Source organism: Streptomyces sp. NPDC127106, assembly GCF_042677605.1.
Classification (GTDB): domain Bacteria; phylum Actinomycetota; class Actinomycetes; order Streptomycetales; family Streptomycetaceae; genus Streptomyces.
Genome location: NZ_JBHXTC010000033.1, coordinates 65,471 through 84,545, shown reverse-complemented (window position 1 = coordinate 84,545; position 19,075 = coordinate 65,471). Strand labels below are relative to the sequence as shown.

12 protein-coding genes and 1 pseudogene are annotated in these 19,075 nt (G+C 71.3%); 8 read left to right on the top strand and 5 right to left on the bottom strand.

Annotated elements, in window-relative coordinates:
* Positions 1–158: 158 nt before the first annotated feature.
* Positions 159–1,946, bottom strand: a complete 1,788-nt coding sequence (gene gcl / locus ACFVGY_RS25015) for a glyoxylate carboligase (protein ID WP_385680909.1) — start codon at positions 1,944–1,946, stop codon at positions 159–161.
* A gap of 418 nt (positions 1,947–2,364) precedes the next feature.
* On the opposite strand from gcl, the gene ACFVGY_RS25010 reads away from it, so the two are divergent.
* Both ACFVGY_RS25010 and ACFVGY_RS25005 read left to right on the top strand, forming a co-directional pair.
* Positions 2,365–3,267 carry a hypothetical protein gene (locus ACFVGY_RS25010; protein WP_385680927.1) on the top strand — a complete coding sequence of 301 codons (903 nt, stop codon included), beginning with the start codon at positions 2,365–2,367 and terminating at the stop codon, positions 3,265–3,267.
* A gap of 83 nt (positions 3,268–3,350) precedes the next feature.
* A complete protein-coding gene (locus ACFVGY_RS25005; protein WP_385680907.1) occupies positions 3,351–3,839 on the top strand; it encodes a glutathione peroxidase in 489 nt (162 codons plus the stop codon).
* A 98-nt stretch (positions 3,840–3,937) separates the two neighbouring features.
* Here the strand turns inward: ACFVGY_RS25005 and ACFVGY_RS25000 are convergent, their stop codons facing one another.
* Together ACFVGY_RS25000 and ACFVGY_RS24995 are read right to left on the bottom strand one after the other, a co-directional pair.
* Positions 3,938–5,656, bottom strand: coding sequence for an AMP-binding protein (locus tag ACFVGY_RS25000; protein ID WP_385680905.1), 1,719 nt, complete (start codon positions 5,654–5,656; stop codon positions 3,938–3,940).
* Between the two features lie 45 nt (positions 5,657–5,701).
* On the bottom strand, positions 5,702–6,826 hold the full coding sequence (locus ACFVGY_RS24995) for a winged helix DNA-binding domain-containing protein (protein ID WP_385680903.1): 1,125 nt from the start codon (positions 6,824–6,826) through the stop codon (positions 5,702–5,704).
* 100 nt (positions 6,827–6,926) lie between these two features.
* On the opposite strand from ACFVGY_RS24995, the gene ACFVGY_RS24990 reads away from it, so the two are divergent.
* The 5 genes and pseudogenes from ACFVGY_RS24990 to ACFVGY_RS24970 all read left to right on the top strand — a co-directional run.
* Positions 6,927–8,033, top strand: a complete 1,107-nt coding sequence (locus ACFVGY_RS24990; RefSeq protein WP_385680901.1) for a magnesium and cobalt transport protein CorA — start codon at positions 6,927–6,929, stop codon at positions 8,031–8,033.
* Positions 8,034–8,733: 700 nt separating this feature from the next.
* Positions 8,734–10,977 (top strand): plasmid pRiA4b ORF-3 family protein, encoded by a 2,244-nt coding sequence (locus tag ACFVGY_RS24985; RefSeq protein WP_385680900.1) that lies wholly within the window; start codon positions 8,734–8,736, stop codon positions 10,975–10,977.
* 123 nt (positions 10,978–11,100) lie between these two features.
* Positions 11,101–13,935, top strand: coding sequence for a DEAD/DEAH box helicase (locus ACFVGY_RS24980; RefSeq protein WP_385680898.1), 2,835 nt, complete (start codon positions 11,101–11,103; stop codon positions 13,933–13,935).
* Positions 13,932–15,176: an SWIM zinc finger family protein gene (locus ACFVGY_RS24975; RefSeq protein WP_385680896.1), complete on the top strand. Its 1,245-nt coding sequence runs from the start codon at positions 13,932–13,934 to the stop codon at positions 15,174–15,176. Before ACFVGY_RS24980 ends, ACFVGY_RS24975 begins: the two co-directional genes overlap by 4 nt.
* Positions 15,177–15,432: 256 nt before the next feature.
* Positions 15,433–15,618 (top strand): annotated as a pseudogene (locus ACFVGY_RS24970) (CorA family divalent cation transporter); the annotation flags it as partial.
* 84 nt (positions 15,619–15,702) lie between these two features.
* On the opposite strand, the gene ACFVGY_RS24965 reads toward ACFVGY_RS24970, so the two are convergent.
* Together ACFVGY_RS24965 and ACFVGY_RS24960 are read right to left on the bottom strand one after the other, a co-directional pair.
* Positions 15,703–16,404, bottom strand: a complete 702-nt coding sequence (locus ACFVGY_RS24965) for a GIY-YIG nuclease family protein (protein ID WP_385680894.1) — start codon at positions 16,402–16,404, stop codon at positions 15,703–15,705.
* A gap of 96 nt (positions 16,405–16,500) precedes the next feature.
* On the bottom strand, positions 16,501–16,950 hold the full coding sequence (locus tag ACFVGY_RS24960) for a hypothetical protein (RefSeq protein WP_385680892.1): 450 nt from the start codon (positions 16,948–16,950) through the stop codon (positions 16,501–16,503).
* 227 nt (positions 16,951–17,177) lie between these two features.
* On the opposite strand from ACFVGY_RS24960, the gene ACFVGY_RS24955 reads away from it, so the two are divergent.
* A partial coding sequence (locus ACFVGY_RS24955; RefSeq protein WP_385680891.1) for a hypothetical protein occupies positions 17,178–19,075 on the top strand: 1,898 nt, incomplete at its 3' end.

Genomic DNA, 19,075 nt, shown 5'->3' with positions numbered 1-19,075 from the left:
CCCCCCCCCCGCGCCGCCCCCCCCCCCCCCCCCCCCCTCTACGTGATCTACTCACCACCTGAAACCAAGTGGTGTTGCGACGACCCCTTGAACCCAAGCGGGCGGGGGCCGTTCGCGTGCCGTTCCTTGCCCGACCGTCCGGTGAAGGACGGGGACGATCAGACCTTGAGGGCCTTGATCGCGGTCGGGGCGTGGCCGGGCTCGGTGGCCAGTTCCTCGAACTCGGTGACGTCGCTCATGTCGACGGTCTTGCTCATCGCGATGTTCGTGATGCGCTCCAGGATCGCCTCGACGACGACCGGGACCTGGTGCTCGACGGCCAGCTTCTTGGCCTGCTCGAAGGCCTCGCCCAGCTGCTCCGGGTCGGTGACGCGGATGGCCTTGACGCCCAGGCCCTCGGCGACCTTGACGTGGTCGACGCCGTAGCCGCCGAGCTCCGGGGCGTTGATGTTCTCGAATTCGAGGTTGACCTCGAAGTTGATGCCCAGGTTGCCCTGCGCCTGACGGATCAGGCCCAGGTAGGCGTTGTTCACGAGGACGTGGACGTAGGGCACCTTGTGCTGGGCGGCGACCGCCAGCTCCTCGATCATGAACTGGAAGTCGTAGTCGCCAGAGAGGGCGACGATCGGGGTCTGCGGGTCCGCGGTCGCAGCACCGATGGCGGCCGGGATGGTCCAGCCGAGCGGGCCGGCCTGGCCGCAGTTGATCCAGTGGCGCGGCTTGTAGACGTGCAGGAACTGCGCGGCGGCGATCTGGGAGAGGCCGATGGTGGTGACGTAGCGGGTCTCCGGGCCGAAGGCCTTGTTCATCTCCTCGTAGACGCGCTGCGGCTTCATCGGGATGTTCTCGAAGTGCGTGCGGCGCTGGAGGGTGGCCTTGCGCTCCTGCGCGGAGGCAGCCCAGGCGGAGAAGTCCGGCAGCCTGCCCTCGGCCTTGAGCTCCCGGGCGACCTCGATGAACAGCTCCAGCGCGGCCTTGGCGTCGGAGGCGATGCCGTAGTCCGGCGCGAAGATCTTGCCGATCTGGGTCGGCTCGATGTCGACGTGGACGAACGTGCGGCCCTTGGTGTAGGCGTCCATGTTGTAACCGGTGTGGCGGTTGGCCCAGCGGTTGCCGATGCCCAGGACGAAGTCCGACTCGAGGAATGTCGCGTTGCCGTAGCGGTGGGCGGTCTGGACCCCGACCATGCCGGCGGCCAGCTCGTGGTCGTCCGGGATGGTGCCCCAGCCCATCAGGGTGGAGATGACCGGGACGCCCGTCAGCTCGGCGAACTCGACCAGCAGGTCGGAGGCGTCGGCGTTGATGATGCCGCCACCGGCGACGATCAGCGGACGCTCGGACTCCAGCAGGAACCGGATCGCCTTCTCGATCTGGGCGCGGGTCGCGGACGGCTTGTAGACCGGCAGCGGCTCGTAGGTCTCGGGGTCGAAGTCGATCTCGGTCAGCTGGACGTCGATCGGGAGGTCGATCAGGACCGGGCCGGGGCGACCGGAGCGCATCAGGTGGAACGCCTGCTGGAAGACGCCGGGGACCTGCGCGGCTTCGAGGACGGTGGTCGCGGCCTTGGTGACGGGCTTTGCGATCGCCGCGATGTCGACGGCCTGGAAGTCCTCCTTGTGGAGCTTCGAGACCGGGGCCTGACCGGTGATGCAGAGGATCGGGATGGAGTCCGCGATCGCGGAGTACAGGCCGGTGATCATGTCGGTGCCGGCGGGACCGGAGGTACCGATGCAGACACCGATGTTGCCCGCCTTGGCCCGGGTGTAGCCCTCGGCCATGTGCGAGGCGCCCTCGACGTGGCGGGCGAGGGTGTGGTTGATGCCGCCCACGTTCTTGAGCTCTCGGTAGAACGGGTTGATCGCAGCGCCGGGCACGCCGAACGCTTGCGCGACACCCTCGCGCTTGAGGATCTCCACGGCGGCGGCAGCGGCTGTCATACGGGGCATCGAGTACTCCTGGCGGTCTGGCGGTCAGACTGTTTCCGCAATGCGGAAGTCATATTCTGCTATGCGAAACAAGCTAAGTGTCGGCTCCGCGCGCGTCAAGGCGGTCCGGCACCCCGGAACCCACCAAAAGCCGCGCCCTGAGGGCGCGAGTTGCACAAACGACCCCCTGCCGGGCGGAAAATCGCCGACGCCCTCGCGGCGGCGGTCGCAGGTGGTGGAGCATGGATCCACGTACAGCGACGGAGGGGGTCGGGGGTCCATGACGGAAGCGGTGCCGGTGCGCTGCCCGGTGTGCCTGCGCGAGAGCAGTTACGCCGCCCCGGTCTTCCCCTGCGCCTGCGGGAGCCCGGCCGCCCTGCCGCTGGACCTGACGGCGCCGCCCGTGCCGCTGACGCACCGGACCTGGTCGGACTCGTGGGTGGCGGCGCGGTGCGGGGTCTGCGGGCTGGTGAGCGAGTGGCCGCAGCCCGAGGTGGGCTGCGGCTCGTGCGGAACGGTGGTCCGGGTTCCGGTGCATCCTGTGGAGCCGGTGGGGCCGGGGGAGCCGCTGGGGCCGCTGGGGCCGCTGGGACCGGCTGATGCCCCGGAGGCGGCGGATGGGCGGGCTTCCGGCTCCGGGGACAGGGGCAGGGGCAGTGGCAGTGGCAGTGGCAGGGACCTCCCCGACGCCGGCTTCCGGTCGACGGACCGCCGGTCGCCGGACTCCCGCGCGGCGGACTCCCGCGCGGCGGACTTCCGCGCGGCGGCGAACATCCCCGCCGAGGCCCCCGGGGCGGCGGCCGGCTCCCCGCCCGCCGTCGGATCCCCGTCGGCCGCCGACCCGCTGCGGGCCACCGGTCCGGCGGGCCCGTACGGCCCGCAGCAGCCCGAAGAAGCCGCGCGGCCCGGAGGAGCAACGCAGCCGGGAGGCGCAGCACCGGCGCCGCGGGCGCCGCGGCCGGCCTTCCGCCCGATGACCATCCGCACCGCCCGGGACGCGGTGGCCACGGCCGCGCTCTACCTGCGCTGGCTCGGCTTCCGGGACGTCCGCCAACCCGACGGCCGGCCCGTCCCCACGGCAGCCGTGGACCTGCGGGCCCCCGGCCTCGTCGCCCAGGTGGACCCGACCACCGCGCCGGCTGGGCTGCGGGCGGTGGAGTGCGTCTGGCTGAACGGGCTGACGGTGTCGGCGACCAGCGTCTACTTCGCGCTCGCCGGATACACGCAGGAGGCCCGCACCCGCGCCGACGAGCTGCGCATACCGCTCTTCGTCATGGACCTCACGGGCGCGCCCCAGCCGCTCAACGACCCCGCGGACGCACTCGTCGCCGCGGGGGCCTGACCCGGTCCCCCTCCGGCCAGGACGTAGGCTCGGAGGCGATATCCGCTGGCCGTGACCTGCCCCGCCCTGCCGAGGAGAGCCCGATGAGCCTGTACGACATCCCGCTGACCACCCTGTCCGACGAGCCCACCACCCTCGGGGCCCACCGGGGCAAGGCCATCCTGCTGGTGAACACCGCCTCGCAGTGCGGGCTCACCCCCCAGTACTCGGGACTGGCCCGCCTGCAGTTCAAGTACGAGGAGCGCGGATTCACCGTCATCGGCGTGCCCTGCAACCAGTTCGGCGAGCAGGAGCCCGGCACCGCCGAGGACATCCAGACGTTCTGCGCGGCCGGTTTCGGCGTGACCTTCCCGATGCTGGAGAAGTCCGAGGTCAACGGAGAGAACCGGCACCCGCTGTACCGGGAGCTGGTGAAGGCCCCGGACGCCGACGGCGAGGCGGGCGACATCCAGTGGAACTTCGAGAAGTTCCTGGTCTCCCCCGCCGGCGAGGTCGTCGCGCGGTTCCGTCCGCGGGTCGAGCCCGAGTCCGCCGAGGTCATCGCCGCGATCGAGGCGCACCTGCCCGCATAGCCGCCGGCCACCCGTCGGCCCGTCGGCCCGTACGTGCGTACGTCCTCGTGTACGTGCGTACGGGCCGGTGCTGATCCGCCCGCCCCGGGCGTCAGCCGTCAGCCCAGGTCGGCCTCGTCGTACTCCGCTCCCGAGCCCGCCGCGGTGAGCTCCCGCAGCTCCACCCGGCGGATCTTGCCGGACACGGTCTTCGGGAGCTCCGCGAACTCGATGCGGCGGATCCGCTTGTACGGGGAGAGCACCGCGCGGGAGTGCGCGAACAGCGCCCGCGCCGTCTCCGGCCCGGGCTCCCAGCCTGCGGCGAGGGCGACGTACGCCTTCGGAACGGCCAGCCGCAGGGGGTCCGGGGCCGGTACGACGGCCGCCTCCGCCACGGCCGCGTGCTCCAGCAGCGCGCTCTCCAGCTCGAACGGGCTGATCTTGTAGTCGGAGGCCTTGAAGACGTCGTCGGAGCGCCCGACGTAGGTGAGGTAGCCGTCCGCGTCCCGCGCGGCGATGTCGCCCGTGCGGTAGAGCCCGTCCGCCATGGCCTCGGCGGTGCGCTCCGCGTCGTCGCGGTAGCCGGTCATCACCCCGGCCGGGCGCGGGCCGAGGTCCACGCAGACCTCGCCCTCGTCCGGGGAGACCTTGCCGGTGACCGGGTCGAGGAGAACGATCTCGTAGCCGGGCGCGGGCCGCCCCATCGAGCCGGGCTTCACCCGTGCCCCGGGGAAGTTGCCGATCTGGAGGGTGGTCTCGGTCTGGCCGAACCCGTCGCGGATGGTGACGCCCCACGCGTCGCGGACCTTCTCGATGACCTCGGGGTTCAGGGGTTCGCCGGCGGCGACCGCCTCGCGCGGCGGGGTGCGCAGCTTGCCGAGGTCGGACTGGATCAGCATCCGCCACACGGTGGGCGGGGCGCAGAAGGTGGTCACGCCGTGCCGGTCCATCTCCGCCATCAGCCGCTCCGCGTCGAAGCGGGTGTAGTTGTACACGAAGGCGGTGGCGCCGGCGTTCCACGGGGCGAAGAGGTTGGACCACGCGTGCTTGGCCCAGCCGGGCGAGGCGATGTTGAGGTGCACGTCGCCTGGCTGCAGCCCCAGCCAGTACATGGTGGAGAGGTGCCCGATCGGGTACGAGGCGTGCGTGTGCTCGACGAGCTTGGGGCGGGCGGTCGTCCCGGAGGTGAAGTACAGCATCAGCGGGTCGTCGGCCGGGGTCTCGCCGTCCGGAGTGAAGGCCGGGTCGGCCCGGTACATGTCCGCCAGGCGCCGCCAGCCGGTGGGCACCTGCGGGCCGGCGGCGATCCTGGTGTAGTTGCCCGGGACCCCGTCGAACTTGCCCGTGTCCTCGGCGCGCACGATGACGTGGCGCACGTGGCCGCGCTCGATGCGGTCGCGCAGGTCGGCGGGGCCGAGCAGCGGGGTGGCGGGGATGACGACGGCGCGCAGCCGCATCGCACCGAGCATGACCTCCCACAGTTCGCGCTGGTTGCCGAGCATGACGAGGACCCGGTCGCCGGCCGCGACACCTTGTTCGCGCAGCCAGTTGGCGGCGGAGCAGGAGCGTTCGGACAGTTCCCGGAAGGAGAGGCTGCGGCTGGTGCCGTCCTCCTCGGCGATGCGGAGGGCGTCGGCGGTGCCGGCGTCGCCGTGGGCGAGGTGGTCGAACCAGTCCTCGGCCCAGTTGAACCGCTCGGGCCGCGGCCAGCCGAATCCGGCGCGGGCGCCCTCGTAGTCCTCGCGGTGGGCGAGGAGGAAGTCCCGTGCGGCACGGAATCCGGCGGTGGCGCCGCTCCCGGCCGCCGCCCCTGCATTCTCGACGGTGTTGTGCGTCATGAGGGGCATCGTGCCGTGTGGGCCGCACGCCCCACCAGAGCCGGGTCAGCCGTGGATTGACCCGAAGCGGACGGAGCCCGTCCCGCCCGCGCCGGCGGCCATGTCGGTGACGAGCCGCTCCCCTTCGGCCACGACGGCGTCCTTCTCCTGCCGGGTGGCCCTGCCGAAGAGCTCGACCGTGAGCCGGCCGCCGTCCTCGTCCAGACGCCACAGGCCGGCGAGGAACCCGTCGAGGAGGAGGGTGCAGTGCGCCTGATTGCCCGTCCAGGTACGGCCCTTGAGGCCGGCGGGAACCACCCGGGTGCGGTCGGCGTGCGAGAGCAGGATGTTGTCGAACTCGGGCAGGAAGCGGGGCGGCGCCGGGGTGTCCGCCGGCGGCCGGGGCGCGTCGGGCAGGTCGAACAGCTCTACGCCGTTCGCGTCGCGGAAGGTGGCGAGCCGCGGCCGCAGCCGCTCGAAGGATTCCCGCAGACGGGTGAGCCCGGCCCACACCTGCATGTCCTTGACGGAGGCGGGCCCGAACGCACGCAGGTACCGCACCACGAGCCCCTCCACGCCCGTTCCGGACCCTGCGGTTTCCGCCGGGGTGTCACCGAGCCAGCGCTCGACGGTGGTGAGCCGTACCTGCCCGCTGCGCCCCCACACCCCGCGCGGCGTGACCTGGACGAGCGGCAGCAGGCAGCGCGCGGCGACGGACAGGGCCTGCGGCTCGGCATCGGGCCAGTGCTTCAGCAGCTCCTCCCGGATCTCCGCCATGGTGCGCGGCTCGGCCTCGACGAACCCCCGGGCGAGCTCGGTGAGCCGTTCGAGGTGCACGCCGACGAGGCCCTTGCGAAAGTTCCCCAGCTCCCGGTCGCGGGGTGCCTGCACGAGGGGCCGCAGGGTGAGCGCGTCCTCGGCGGTGTGGGTGTGGAGGGTGGAGCGCAGGGTGACCATCCGGACCACCCGGCGGGATTCCATCAGCCCGGCGAGCGCGTCGGGCCGGAACCCGGCGAGCCGTGCGTGCAGCTGGAAGTACGGCGGTTTCACGTTCTGCGCCTGGAGCCCGAGCAGGTGCGCGACGGCGTCCAACGCGGGCATCTCGGCGCGGCTGAGGAGTAGCTGCCGGGCGAGCGTGGCACGGTTCAGTGAACGGGTGTCGAGTACGGGGTGCGTCGTCCTGGAGGCCATGACAGCAAGCTATCCCCCATCGCGGACACGTTCTGTCCGCAATAAGGCCACAGAACAGTACGCACGAAATCCACTGCACCGACCCGGGAGCTGACCTGCGATGCCGGAGCGCCCAGACCGCCGCCCCCCGTGGCGCCGCGCCACGCCCCCGCCTGCCGCGCCACCGTCCGAGACGCCCGGCGACCACCGCAGCGTGATCGACTCCGCGGTCTACCGCGAAGGCAGACGCGTGGCATCCCCCACCACACTCGCAGAAACCTTCCGTCAACTGCGCGAGCAGCCCGGCCGCATGGCCTGGATCGGCCTGCACCGCCCCACCGAGACCGAACTCCACTCCCTCGCCGACGAGTTCAAGCTCCACGAGCTGGCCGTCGAGGACGCCCTCGAAGCCCACCAGCGCCCCAAGCTGGAGCGCTACGGCGAGACCCTCTTCGTCGTCCTGCGCGCCGCCCGCTACCTGGACGCCCCGGAGGAGGTCGAGTTCAGCGAGCTCCACATCTTCGTCGGCCCGGACTTCCTGATCACGGTCCGGCACGGCGCAGCCCCCGACCTCCCCGCGGTACGCCGCCGCATGGAGGGCACCCCCGAACTCCTCTCCCTCGGCCCGGAGGCCGCCCTGTACGCCATCCTCGACGCGGTGGTCGACGGCTACGCCCCCGTCGTCGAGGGCGTCCAGAACGACATGGACGAGATCGAGACCGAGGTGTTCCGCGGCGACCCGGAGGTCTCCCGGCGCATCTACGAACTCTCCCGCGAGATGGTCGAGTTCCAGCGCGCCACCCGCCCCCTGGTGGCCATGCTCCACGGCCTGATGGCGGGCTTCGCGAAATACGGCACGGAGGAGGAACTCCAGCGCTACCTCCGCGACGTCGCCGACCACGTCACCCACACCAGCGAACGCGTGGACGGCTTCCGCCAGGCCTTGACCGAGATCCTCACGGTCAACGCAACCCTGGTCTCCCAACAGCAGAACGCCGAGATGCGAGCCCTGGCCGGAGCCGGCTTCGAACAGAACGAGGAGATCAAGAAGATCTCCTCCTGGGCGGCCATTCTCTTCGCACCCACACTCGTGGGAACCATCTACGGCATGAACTTCGAGGTCATGCCGGAGCTCAAGTGGGCGGCCGGCTATCCCTTCGCGATCCTGCTGATGGCGGTGGTGTGCGTGAGCCTGTACGTCATCTTCAAGAAACGTGACTGGCTGTAGCCTGCACAGCAGCACCATTAATCAACTTAGCTCTTGCGAACGCAAGAAGATGGCCCTCAGGGCTCCCTGGGGAGAATCCGCAGCCCGCCCATGCCATGCCGGGCGCTCCCCCGCACCTTGAGGCCGGCCCTCCAACACCGCCGGCCACCCGACGGCACGCGGTTGCGGAGGGTAACGACAACGGGTGGCACAGCAGATGCCGTGCCACCCGTTGTCGCGACCAGGCCTGTCCTGTCTCCCCCGACGACTGCAAACCGGCAGTCGTCCAACAACCTTGCCCGTGGGGCGTCGATGTCCGACCCCCTGTCTAGCCTGTCCCTGTGAAGCCCACCGATGACCGACAGTTCCCCGACGCACTCGCCACTGCGATGGCCGTTCCATTCGACTACGCCGACGGGAAGACGGGGGTCGACTTCGAACCTCGTGCGGCTCGGACATCCGGACGGGCTACGAAACCCGGCATCGCGCCGCGTCCGCGCATGTCGAGGGCTGCGACAGCCGAGGCCGGTAGGACCACGGGCTCCCGAGCGCCTGTGCCGCTCCGTGAAAGGCCGCGAGGGCGGAGGATATCCGCTGCGGGCGGCGTCTGGACCGTGTGTTCCCAGAAGGACGGTGGCCGCCGCAACCGGGTTTGAGCCGGGCACACCGGCAGCGTCATGATGGGGCCGTTCGAGTGGCCCCGGTGCGGTAGGAGCAGCAGATGCAGCGAGACGGGAAGACGGCCCCGTCCGATCTCCAGCTGAAGATCGTGCTGCACGGCACAAGACCGCCCCTGTGGCGGCGCCTCGTGCTGCCGTCCGATACCTCGCTCGGGACGCTGCACGACGCCATCCAGGTCGCCTTCGGGTGGCACGGTGGCCATCTGCATCTCTTCACCGACGAGTTCGGCCGGGGGTACGGCGATGCGGCCCGACTCACCGGCATGGATCTCGGCTTCGGCCACGGGGTCGGCGACGAGGACGTCATCGCGCTCGGCGACGTACTGGCCGAGGAGAAGGCACGGCTGCGCTACGTCTACGACTTCGGTGACGACTGGGAGCACGGGATCACGCTGGAGAAGACACTGCCGCGCCCGGTCGGCGCGGAGCGGACGGTGCGCTGCGTCGGCGGGCGTCGCGCCGACGTGCCGGCCGAGGACATCGGCGGCGTGTGGGGGCTGGCCGAGGTGCTGGAGTGTCTCGACACCCCGGGCGGGGCCGGGGATGGCCCGTGCGGTGAGCTTGTCGCCGAGCTGCGGGCGGCCGGATACGATCCTGCGGCCTTCGACCGGGACGGGATCACCGCGCGGCTGGCCCGGCTGACGCCGGACACCGTGTCCGGCAATGCGAAGCCGCCGACCGGCGATGGGGCCGGGCGCGGCCGTGTCCGTCGGCTGACCGCCGAGGACGTGGCGTTGTGTACCTGCGGTCAGTGCGGGGTGGTCGATCCGGTCGATGCCGGAGTCGACGGACCGGCCGAGGATGTGCCTGTGCTGCGCCCGGTGACGCTGGCTCCGCGGGAGGACCTTGTCGCCGCTGTGCGGGGTGTTCCGCTCTTCGACGCTGCGCTGCGGCTCGCCGTCTGGTGCCGCGAGGGACGGCAGGTCACCGCCGGCCGGGTGCTTCGGCCCGCGCTCGCCCGTGAGGCCGTCGAGGAGCTCCAGCTGTGGAAGCTGGCCGGCGACGACTCGCCGTATGCCGATGCCGTCGCGCGGCGTCGTGCGTTGAAGTCGCTGCGCAGCGCCAAAGACGTGGCCGTACTCGATGACCCGTGGTGGCTCGCCGTGGACGGCGGGTTGATCACGATCAGCGGGGGCCGCGCTCGAGGTGGCACTGCAACCGACTTCACCGGTGAGGGCCTCCTTGAGTTCTGGGCCGCCACGATGGGCGATCTGCTGGAGGAGATCGGCGAGACGGGGTTGCTGGACGGGTGGCACGGTGAGCTGGGCGAGCTGACGGCCGAGATCGCCGACGGGCTGGTCGGCCTGCTGTACGACGCCCCGGACGACGCCTGGGTGGATGTCGACGGCCTGCGTGCGAAGGCCCTCGAGGCGGGTGAGAACGGGCCGGAGTTCGATCTCTTCCAGGCGCTGTTCGCGGCGTCCTTCCAGGAGCTCGGGGAAGGACTCGCCCTGCTGGGCGCGGTGGAGTACGAGCCCGGTGACTGTGTCGATTCGGCCGAGGAGAATCTGCGCACACTCCTGGACGCCATGGCCGAAAAGGAGCTGGGCGGCGGTTCGGGAACCTCGACGGCGGCGTCGGCCCGGTCGTGGGACGACCAGCGCGGGCACCGCATGCGGCTCACCCCACTCGGCCGCTACGGGCTCCGCGCGTACCTGATGGAGTGCGGTGTCCCCGCGCCGTTGCTCGGTGAGTACGCCGAAGCCGACGCCGACGCTCTGCTCCAGGGGCTCCTGGGCTACTCCCCCGAGGAGATGCGCCGGGAGGTCGGAGGGTGGCTGGCACACCGTTCGGCGACGGATGCCGCGGTAGGGCTGCTCGACGCATGCGCGGGAGACGGCTCCGAGGCGGCGGCGAAGCGCGCCGTGGCCCAACTGGTGCTGGCCGACCTCGACGACCCGCGGGTACTGCGCGTGCTGCGCAAGGCGGCGGACTCCGACATCGAGGGGTGCCGCCAAGTGGCCACCACAACCCTGGGCGCACGCCGTGGGGCAGAAGCGTGTGTGGACCCGGCGCGGGCGGAGGAGGCCGGACTGTGGCTGCTCATCGACGGCCTGTCGATCCTCGCCGGTGCTCAGGAGAGCGAGGAGCTGACCCGGGGCTTCCTGAGGAACTGGAACGTGGCGCCGAAGGCGCTCGAACAGCGGGTGGACGAGCTGTGGCGAGTGGAGCATCCAGCCACCGCCCAGGTGCTCGCCGAACTGGGTGAGGGCCTGCGCGGCGTCGACAAGCGGCTGGCCAAACGCATGCGTACCGCGGCAAACAAGGCCCACTCCCGCCGGTGACGGCAGCGCCGAAACCTGACGGTGGAAGAAGACGCGGTGAAGACCGCCTGGAACGGTGGGGCGAAGAGAGTGGCACGAGTCCTCGTACGGGAGGCGGGCACGGGCAGGGGGAGCGTGCCGCCATTGGCCGCACCGGAGTCGGCTGCCTGGGCCCGGAGCCTGCTCGACAACGGCTGGGCGGCGGTGTTCCTGCCCAGCGAGCCCGCCCGCCTCGGCCGGTTGCTGCTCTGGCAGCCCGCCGGGGCAGCCGCCGCCCGGGGCACAGCACCCGCGGGCATCGAGACCGAGGCGGCGGAGCTCGTGTTGCCGCACGGCCGCTCGGTGAGACGGCGCAAGGCGGAGGGTTTCGCGCTGCCCGTCGCCCTCGCTGTCGCCGCGCTGTCCGGGGCACAGCCACCGCACCCGTCCGCCGCCGCCTGGCAGGCCGCCGCCCGATTCGCGCTCCGGCTGCTCGCCGACGGCCGACTTCACCCGGCCCTCACCCCCGCCGGCTACGACACCTGGCAGGCGGGCCCCTTCACCGCTGCCCAGCGTCGGACGCTGGACGCCCTCGCCGCCGCCTTCCCGCCCCACGGCCACTGCCTGCCGGAGCCAGGTCCTGCCCCACTGCGGATCGCCGAACCGGCAGCGCTGGTGCGCCGGTTCTGCGACGCGGTCGCCGACGCCCTGGTCCGTACCCCCGCCGCTCCGCTCGCCATGGGAGCCCTGCCGTACGCCTGGCGCGAGACGCGTGCCGTGCCCACGCTGCACGAGTGGGCCGAGGAGACCGCCGCCGCGTTCACCGCCGATGTCCGGGTCTCGCTGCGGGTCGACGCACCCGAGGGGCGCCGCCGGCAGTTCCGGGCCGTCCTCCAGCTGCACACCGCTGCGGATCCAGCGCTCGTCATGGAGGCCGCACAGCTGTGGAGCGCGCCGGCCGAGACCGAGCGCCTGCTCGGCCCGCGCGCCGAAACCGAGACGCTGCTCGCACTGCGCCGCGGCGCCCACGTCTGGCCACCGCTCGTCCGGCTGCTCAAGGAAGCTGCTCCGGACCAGCTGCGGCTGAGCGACGACGAAGCCTTCGACCTGCTGGGCGACGCCACCGACACGCTGCGCGCCGCCGGTGTCGACGTGCACTGGCCGCGCGAGCTCGTCAACGCACTCACCGCGACCGCGCAGATCGGGCAACGTACCGCGCCCGGCTCCAGCGCGGGCGGCATGCTCGACGCCAACACCCTCCTCGACTTCCGCTGGCAGCTCTCGCTCGGCGGAGACCCGCTCACCGAGGCCGAGATGGACGCCCTCGCGGAGACGCGCCGCCCCCTCGTCCGGCTGCGCGACCAGTGGGTGGTCGCCGACCCGAAGCTGGTGGCCCGCGCCAGGCGCCGCCGGATGGAACCGCTCACTCCCATGGAGGCGCTGGGCGCCGCGCTGACGGGCGAAGCGGAGCGGGACGGGGAGACTTTTCGCTGCACGGCGGTCGGGGCGCTCGGCGACCTCGTCGCCCGTATCCGCGACCCTGAATCCCGCACCCCCGCCCCGCAGCCCACCGCACTGAATGCCACGCTGCGCGACTACCAGAAACGGGGCCTCGCCTGGCTGGCCGAGATGTGCGAGCTCGGTCTCGGCGGCTGTCTCGCCGACGACATGGGCCTGGGCAAGACCATCACCCTGCTCGCCCTGCACCTGCACCGCCAGACCGACCCCGCCACCGCGGGCCCCGCACTCGTCGTCTGCCCCGCCTCGCTGTTGGGCAACTGGCAGCGCGAGGCAGCCAGGTTCGCACCGTCCACCCCCGTGCGCCGCTACCATGGCGGCGACCGCCACCTGAAGGACCTCGCCGACGACGAGATCGTCCTGGTCACCTACGGAGTCCTGCGCCGCGACCGGGAGACCCTCGCCGAGAACGCCTGGTCGCTGATCGCCGCCGACGAGGCCCAGCACGTCAAGAACCCGTACGCCGTCACCGCCCGCGAGCTGCGCGCCCTGCCCGCCCGCGCCCGCGTCGCCCTCACCGGCACCCCCGTTGAGAACAACCTCTCCGAACTCTGGGCGCTCCTCGACTGGACCACCCCCGGGCTCCTCGGACCCCTCGCCGCCTTCCGCGACCGCCACGCCCGCGCGATCGAGTCGGGCGAGGACCCGCAGGCCGCTGAGCGTCTGTCCCGTCTCGTCCGCCCGTTCCTGCTGCGCCGCAGGAAGTCCGACCCGGGCATCGCGCCCGAACTGCCCGCCAAGACCGAGACCGACCGCGTCGTGCCGCTGACGGCCGAGCAGGCAAGCTTGTACGAAGCGGTCGTCCGCGAAACCATGGCGGAGATCGCCGGAGCCGAGGGAATCGCCCGACGCGGCCTGGTGCTGAAGCTCCTCACCGCACTGAAGCAGATCTGCAACCACCCCGCCCAATATCTGAAAGAGCACAGCCTGCGCCAGTCCACACTGCTGCACGGCCGATCCGGCAAACTGGCGTTGCTCGACGAACTGGTCGACACCATCACCGCCGAAGGCGAGTCGGTGTTGGTCTTCACCCAGTACAAACAGATGGCGAACCTGCTGGAGAAGCACCTCGCGCAACGAGGTGTCCCCACCCTCTTCCTGCACGGCGGCACCCCCGTCACGGCGCGCGAGGAGATGGTGGACCGCTTCCAGCGCGGCGAGGTGCCGGTGTTCCTGCTCTCTCTGAAAGCCGCGGGCACCGGCCTCAACCTCACCCGCGCCACCCACGTCGTGCACTACGACCGCTGGTGGAACCCGGCCGTCGAGGACCAGGCCACCGACCGCGCCTACCGCATCGGCCAGGACAAACCCGTCCAGGTCCACAAACTCCTCGCCGAGGGGACCGTGGAGGACAAGGTGGCGAAGCTCCTCGAAGCCAAGCGCGCACTCGCCGACGCCGTGGTCAGCTCCGGTGAGGCCGCTCTGACCGAACTGTCCGACGCCGATCTCGCCGAACTGGTCGCCCTGGGGAGGCAGGCATGAGCCCCTCGATCCCCGGCCCGCGCCGCACGCCCGCCCGCGGCAGGCGTGCTTTCGCCGCGACCTGGTGGGGCCAGGCATGGGTGACAGCCCTGGAGGACTCCACCTTGGACGCGGGGCGCCTGTCCCGGGGACGTACCTACGCCCGCCAGGGCATGGTGGGCCCGACCACCATCGCCCACGGCAAGGTCGAAGCCGCCGTCCGGGGCAGCAGGCCCCGCCCCTACCGCTCCGCCGTCCACCTTCCCGTCCTCACCGACGCCCAGTGGGATACCCTGCTCGACACCATCGCGGCCCGGGCCGGACATCTCGCCGCACTCCTCGACGGCGAGATGCCCGCCGAACTCGTCGAGGACGCCCGCCACGTCGGCGTCCCCCTGCTCCCGCAGCCCACCGAACTCGACCCCGAATGCTCCTGTCCCGACTGGGGCTACCCCTGCAAACATGCCGCCGCGCTCTGCTACGCCATCGCTTCCACCATCGACGCTGACCCATTCGTGGTGTTCGCCCTGCGCGGCCGCGGACGTGAGGAGGTCCTCGCCCAGCTGCGCGCCCGCCGTGCGGCCGCCCGAGCGGCCTCCACCCCACCGGCCCCAGCCGGCCTCCCGGCCGTCGGCGCCTACGCGGCCTGGGCCGCCCTGGCCGAACACACTCCACCCCTTCCAGAGCTCCCCGAACCGGCCCCCCGCACCGCCGCCCTTTCCGCCGCCCCGCCACCCGGCACCGGTCTGTCCACCGCGGACCTCGAACGCCTCATGACGGACACCGCCGCACGCGCTGCCCGGCTGCTCACGGGCGACACCACCAGCCTGCACCTGACCCAGCGCGAGGACGCGGCACGGATCGCCGCGAGCAACTGCGGACCCGAGTGGTTCCACCGCCTGATCCAGAACACCGGTGCCGAACCGACCGCGTTCGCCCGCCTTACCCGCGCCTGGCGGTATGGCGGCCCATCCGGCATCGCCGTCGCCGAACAGCCCCACACCCCCGACCCGACGGCGATGACAGCAGCCCGCAGCGCCCTGACCGAGGCCCTCATCGAAATGACCACCACGCCGGTCGCCCTCAGGGCCTGGCGCAACCGCCTCACTCTCACCGACCACGGCATCCAGGTGCGCCTGGGCCCCGACACCCGCTGGTACCCCTACCTCCAGGATGACGACGGCGGCTGGTGGCCGGCCGCGCCCCCCGACAGCAACCCCGTCACGGCGCTCACCTCCGTCTGGCAGCAGACCGAGAGGTGACACGTACGCCGGGCCCGTGAGTCGCCTCCTCAGCCCACACGCAGCCGCCTCGACCGTGCGAAGCGACCCAGAAGGCGCTAGGAAGGCCGCCTCACCAGCGGAAACACTGTCGAGAACCAGCTACAGCTGGGGAGAATCTGGGGAAAATCGACCGCACAATTCGGGGTCACCGTGAAAGCGTCGGAAACACGCAACGCCGCAGGTCAGCACGCCTCATACAGCGATCTGCGCAGGTCAACGCGTGGAGGACGACGACTTCAAGAAGATCTCCGCCTGGGCGGCCATCCTCTTCGCCCCGACCCTGGTCGGCACCATCTACGGCATGAACTTCGAGGACATGCCGGAGCTGAGGTGGGCGGCCGGCTACCCCTTCGCGACCCTGCTGATGGCGGTGGTGTGCGTGAGCCTGTACGTCATCTTCAAGCGGCGCGACTGCCTGTAGCGCGCAGAGCACGACCACCGATCCACCTCGCAGCAGCGTAGTCGGCGGAGCCGCTACTGCGGAGCCCTGGGGGGGGGAAGCTGACTATAGAGTCTTGACGTACGCGTCGATGATCGTGGCCGCCTGCGCGTAGTCCATGCTGAAGAACTCGCGATCGCCCCGAAGTCGATACTCTGCAAGGAGCGCGTGAAGATCGCTTTCCACGCGGCGAGCGTGTGGAACCATCCAAGCGCCTCGTGCCCCGTACGGGATGGGGACGCCGGTCGAGGAGCTGATCTCCCTCGCCCGTGTCGCCACGTCCCGGTCCGTGTAGCCCACCTTGAGGATGCCCGGCATCTCCCGTGTCGACAGGATGTAGATGAAGCCGTGGTCCGGCTTGCGCAGGGGCGTGCCTTCGACGAACCGCTGGAGCGTCGCAACCAGATCGCGAGCGTCGAGCGCAGCGGTCAGGCGAGCCGTGGCCGTGGTGTCGCAGTCCTGTATCGCCCTGCGCAGGGCCAGTAGGTCGCCGGAGACGCCCCTGGCCGTCCGGTAGGGCGGAAAGCCGAGCTGGCTCCACACCGTGAACCAGTCCCACTGGTCCTTCTTGTAGGTCCGGGTGAACAAGCCTTTGATCACGGAGAGATCATCGAGTCGTCCCAGGGCAGCCGTACGACCGTCCACCAGGGTCGCAAGCACGGTACGGGCTGCCCGGATGCGCTCCGCCTGCACATTCGGCTTGATCGGGGCCATGCCGAAGCCCCACTTCTGCTCGACGCGGGCCGCTGGCTTGGGTGCTGCTGTCATCCGCTGATCTTACGAAGCCCCCTACGGCATCCCGGACCCGGCTCCGGCCCGGAGTGACCAATGCCCACGGGAGGCCGCCCCGGCCGGTCCTGTCGGTCAGTACTCGACCAGCTTCAACCAGGGCTCGATGCCCAGCTCTTCGGCCTCTTCATCCATCTTCTTCGCACTGAGCCGGACATTCAGCATTGCTGCGGTCGACGTGGCCTCCGGGGCTCGCCCGATAATCGCTGCACGTGAGGTCGCCACGGCCGCGGCCCAGGTCTGCGCGGCATCTGCGAAGTCCTGGGTTTCGGCCGGGGCACGGGATGCGTACTTCTTGAGGTTCTCTGCTTCGAGCTGCGCCACGAGCTGCACGCTCTGAACCTCGGTCCTCGCGTCACGGGCAGCGACCGCCTTGGACTCCAGTTCCATCTCGCCCCGGATTCGGTCCACCGATGCCCGGACGTCGGCGATGGACTTCTCCGCCTCGGCGCTGGTTCCGCACCCCGCCGAAAGTGACACCAGCCCCAGCAGCACAGTGGCAGCGGCAATGCGTGATGACCTCATGATTCCCCCTGTCAGCAACCTCCAGCGCCAGGCCCCCCGACGCGTGATCATGATCGCAGAGGTCACCGCCCACCACACCGCCCTTGAGTCAGCCACTCGTCATCACGCCGATGCGCACCCTGGACCGGCGCCGACGTCGCGCAGCACGTCCTCCGGGTGGCAGCCGGGCGGATGTCAGACCCGTCCGGCACGATGAGTGTTCAGACCGCTAATTCATGGGGGATGCAATGAGTGGGTCGGAGCCGCGTTCGGGGCTTCCTGTCGAGTTCCTGCGCGCCGTCGTCGAGGTGGCCGGTCCCGATGCGCCTCCGACGCGTGCGGCCGTCGAGCTCATACGCACGATGCCGGAAGGCCCGGCACGCGACGACTTGACGGTGACGCTGCTGCACGGCGCCCTCGGGAGGAGCGCCCCGGGCTGGCTGCTGCAAGCCGCCATCGACCGCGATGTGAACCGTGCCGGCGAGCAGCACCACCACCTCGGTCGGTGCATGGAACTGGCGTCGGCGGCGTTGTGCCACCCGTCGTGTACCGACGAGCAGCGCCAGGACGCCCTGCGCCGCTGTACCGTGCCGCAGCTCGGCAGCCTCGGCCGTGCGAGCTGCACGGGGCCGGTTGCCCGTGGGATCGTGGCCGAACTGCGGCGGCGGGCACCGCGCAGCCTGCCCATGACACCGGCGCTGCTCACGGGGCCGGGGGAGGCTCAGATCGTCCTGCGGCAGCCGGACCTCCACGAGGACGTCTTCGCCGCCGCTCTGGATCTGCTGCCCAGACTGCCCACCTGGGAGGAGGTCGGCGGCGACGAAGACGACGGCTCCGCAGTTGATGTTTTTGACGCCGCGCAGGAGGCGTGGGGGACGATGTGGGAAAGAGTGGTCTCCCGCCACACGGTCCGCCATCGGCAGCTTCTCGACTGGGCCCACGGCACGCCGGCCGACCGCGTGATCCGGATGCACCTCCTCGGCACCCTGCCGTGGGACGTCGAGCCCGACCTCCTGGAGGAAGTCGCGGCCGACGACCTCGCGCGGTTCCATGACGCCGTCCTGATCACGCGTGTGTGCCGGATGCTGCGGGACGGCGCTTCGGAGCAGGACGTGCGCGCTCGTTTCGCCGACGATCTCGCCGCACTGACGGCCGAACGCGCCCGGAAGGTCGAGAGGTTCTTCTCCGAGGAGGATTTCTTCCGCCGCTACGGGGTGCAGGCCGCCGGTCGCTGGGTCGCGAGCGCGGCAGGCAGCACCTGGCGGTACCTCCTCAACCCGGCCGAGGCCAAGAGCCGCTACGGCGAACGGCACCACACCTGGCGCGCGTCGTCCGATCTGCTGAGCACGCTGGGACGGCGCTTCGCCGAGGCGGGCGTCACGGCGCTGATGCTGTGGGAGCCCGACGGGGAGAAGGGGTACCGGACCCCTCGCGACCTCCGCTGGGTGCACTCCACGCTGGTGCACCTGCCCGCCGTGTCGGATGAGGTGGAGGCCCGTGTGCGCGCGATCCTCAAGGACTCCCGCCCGGATCCGTACGCGCGCGGCCGCGCCGCCTACGACCATGCCGCCGTGAGCGTCGAGCGGGAGTTCGCAGAGCTGTGGTCCGCCATCGAGCGGATCATCGGCGACCCGTCGGCAGCTGCCCGCACGTCCGCGCTCGGCGATCCGGACAGTGTCACCGTACGCGACCTCGCCGACGCGGCGGACGCAGTGCTGAACGACTACCTGGAGCGGCACGAGGGCGACGACGCGCTGGTCGAGAAGGCGCTGCTCGCCTTCGCATCACGGTCCTACCGCTCCCAGCCCGTCTTCGCCGACGTACTGGTCCGCCACTCCGATCCCCGGGCCGCCCTGCTCGCCATCAGCGGCGATCTCCGGCGCAGGCTCGGTGGCTCCCCCAACCTTCGAGAGGCCTGGACCCGAAAGGTGCTCGACCTGCCGGAATGCGATCCGGAGCTGATCCGTGCGCTTCCCGCCTGGACCGTCCTCACGATCGGGGGAGGTTCGCGCCACCGGTCCGCGCACAAGGCCGTCACCGCGGTGGGGGGGGGGGGGCGCGGGGGGCGGCGAGGGGGGGGGGGGGGGGCCGCACGAGGCGACGCGAGACGAGCACGGCGCCACCAAGGCGAAGCAGATGTGGGGCG

Bases quoted from the DNA above. Each gene is read 5' to 3' on its own strand.
- gcl (WP_385680909.1), bottom strand. From the start codon at position 1,946: ATGCCCCGTATGACAGCCGCTGCCGCCGCCGTGGAGATCCTCAAGCGC.
- ACFVGY_RS25005 (WP_385680907.1), top strand. From the start codon at position 3,351: ATGAGCCTGTACGACATCCCGCTGACCACCCTGTCCGACGAGCCCACC.
- ACFVGY_RS25000 (WP_385680905.1), bottom strand. From the start codon at position 5,656: ATGACGCACAACACCGTCGAGAATGCAGGGGCGGCGGCCGGGAGCGGC.
- ACFVGY_RS24995 (WP_385680903.1), bottom strand. From the start codon at position 6,826: ATGGCCTCCAGGACGACGCACCCCGTACTCGACACCCGTTCACTGAAC.
- ACFVGY_RS24990 (WP_385680901.1), top strand. From the start codon at position 6,927: ATGCCGGAGCGCCCAGACCGCCGCCCCCCGTGGCGCCGCGCCACGCCC.
- ACFVGY_RS24985 (WP_385680900.1), top strand. From the start codon at position 8,734: ATGCAGCGAGACGGGAAGACGGCCCCGTCCGATCTCCAGCTGAAGATC.
- ACFVGY_RS24975 (WP_385680896.1), top strand. From the start codon at position 13,932: ATGAGCCCCTCGATCCCCGGCCCGCGCCGCACGCCCGCCCGCGGCAGG.
- ACFVGY_RS24965 (WP_385680894.1), bottom strand. From the start codon at position 16,404: ATGACAGCAGCACCCAAGCCAGCGGCCCGCGTCGAGCAGAAGTGGGGC.
- ACFVGY_RS24960 (WP_385680892.1), bottom strand. From the start codon at position 16,950: ATGAGGTCATCACGCATTGCCGCTGCCACTGTGCTGCTGGGGCTGGTG.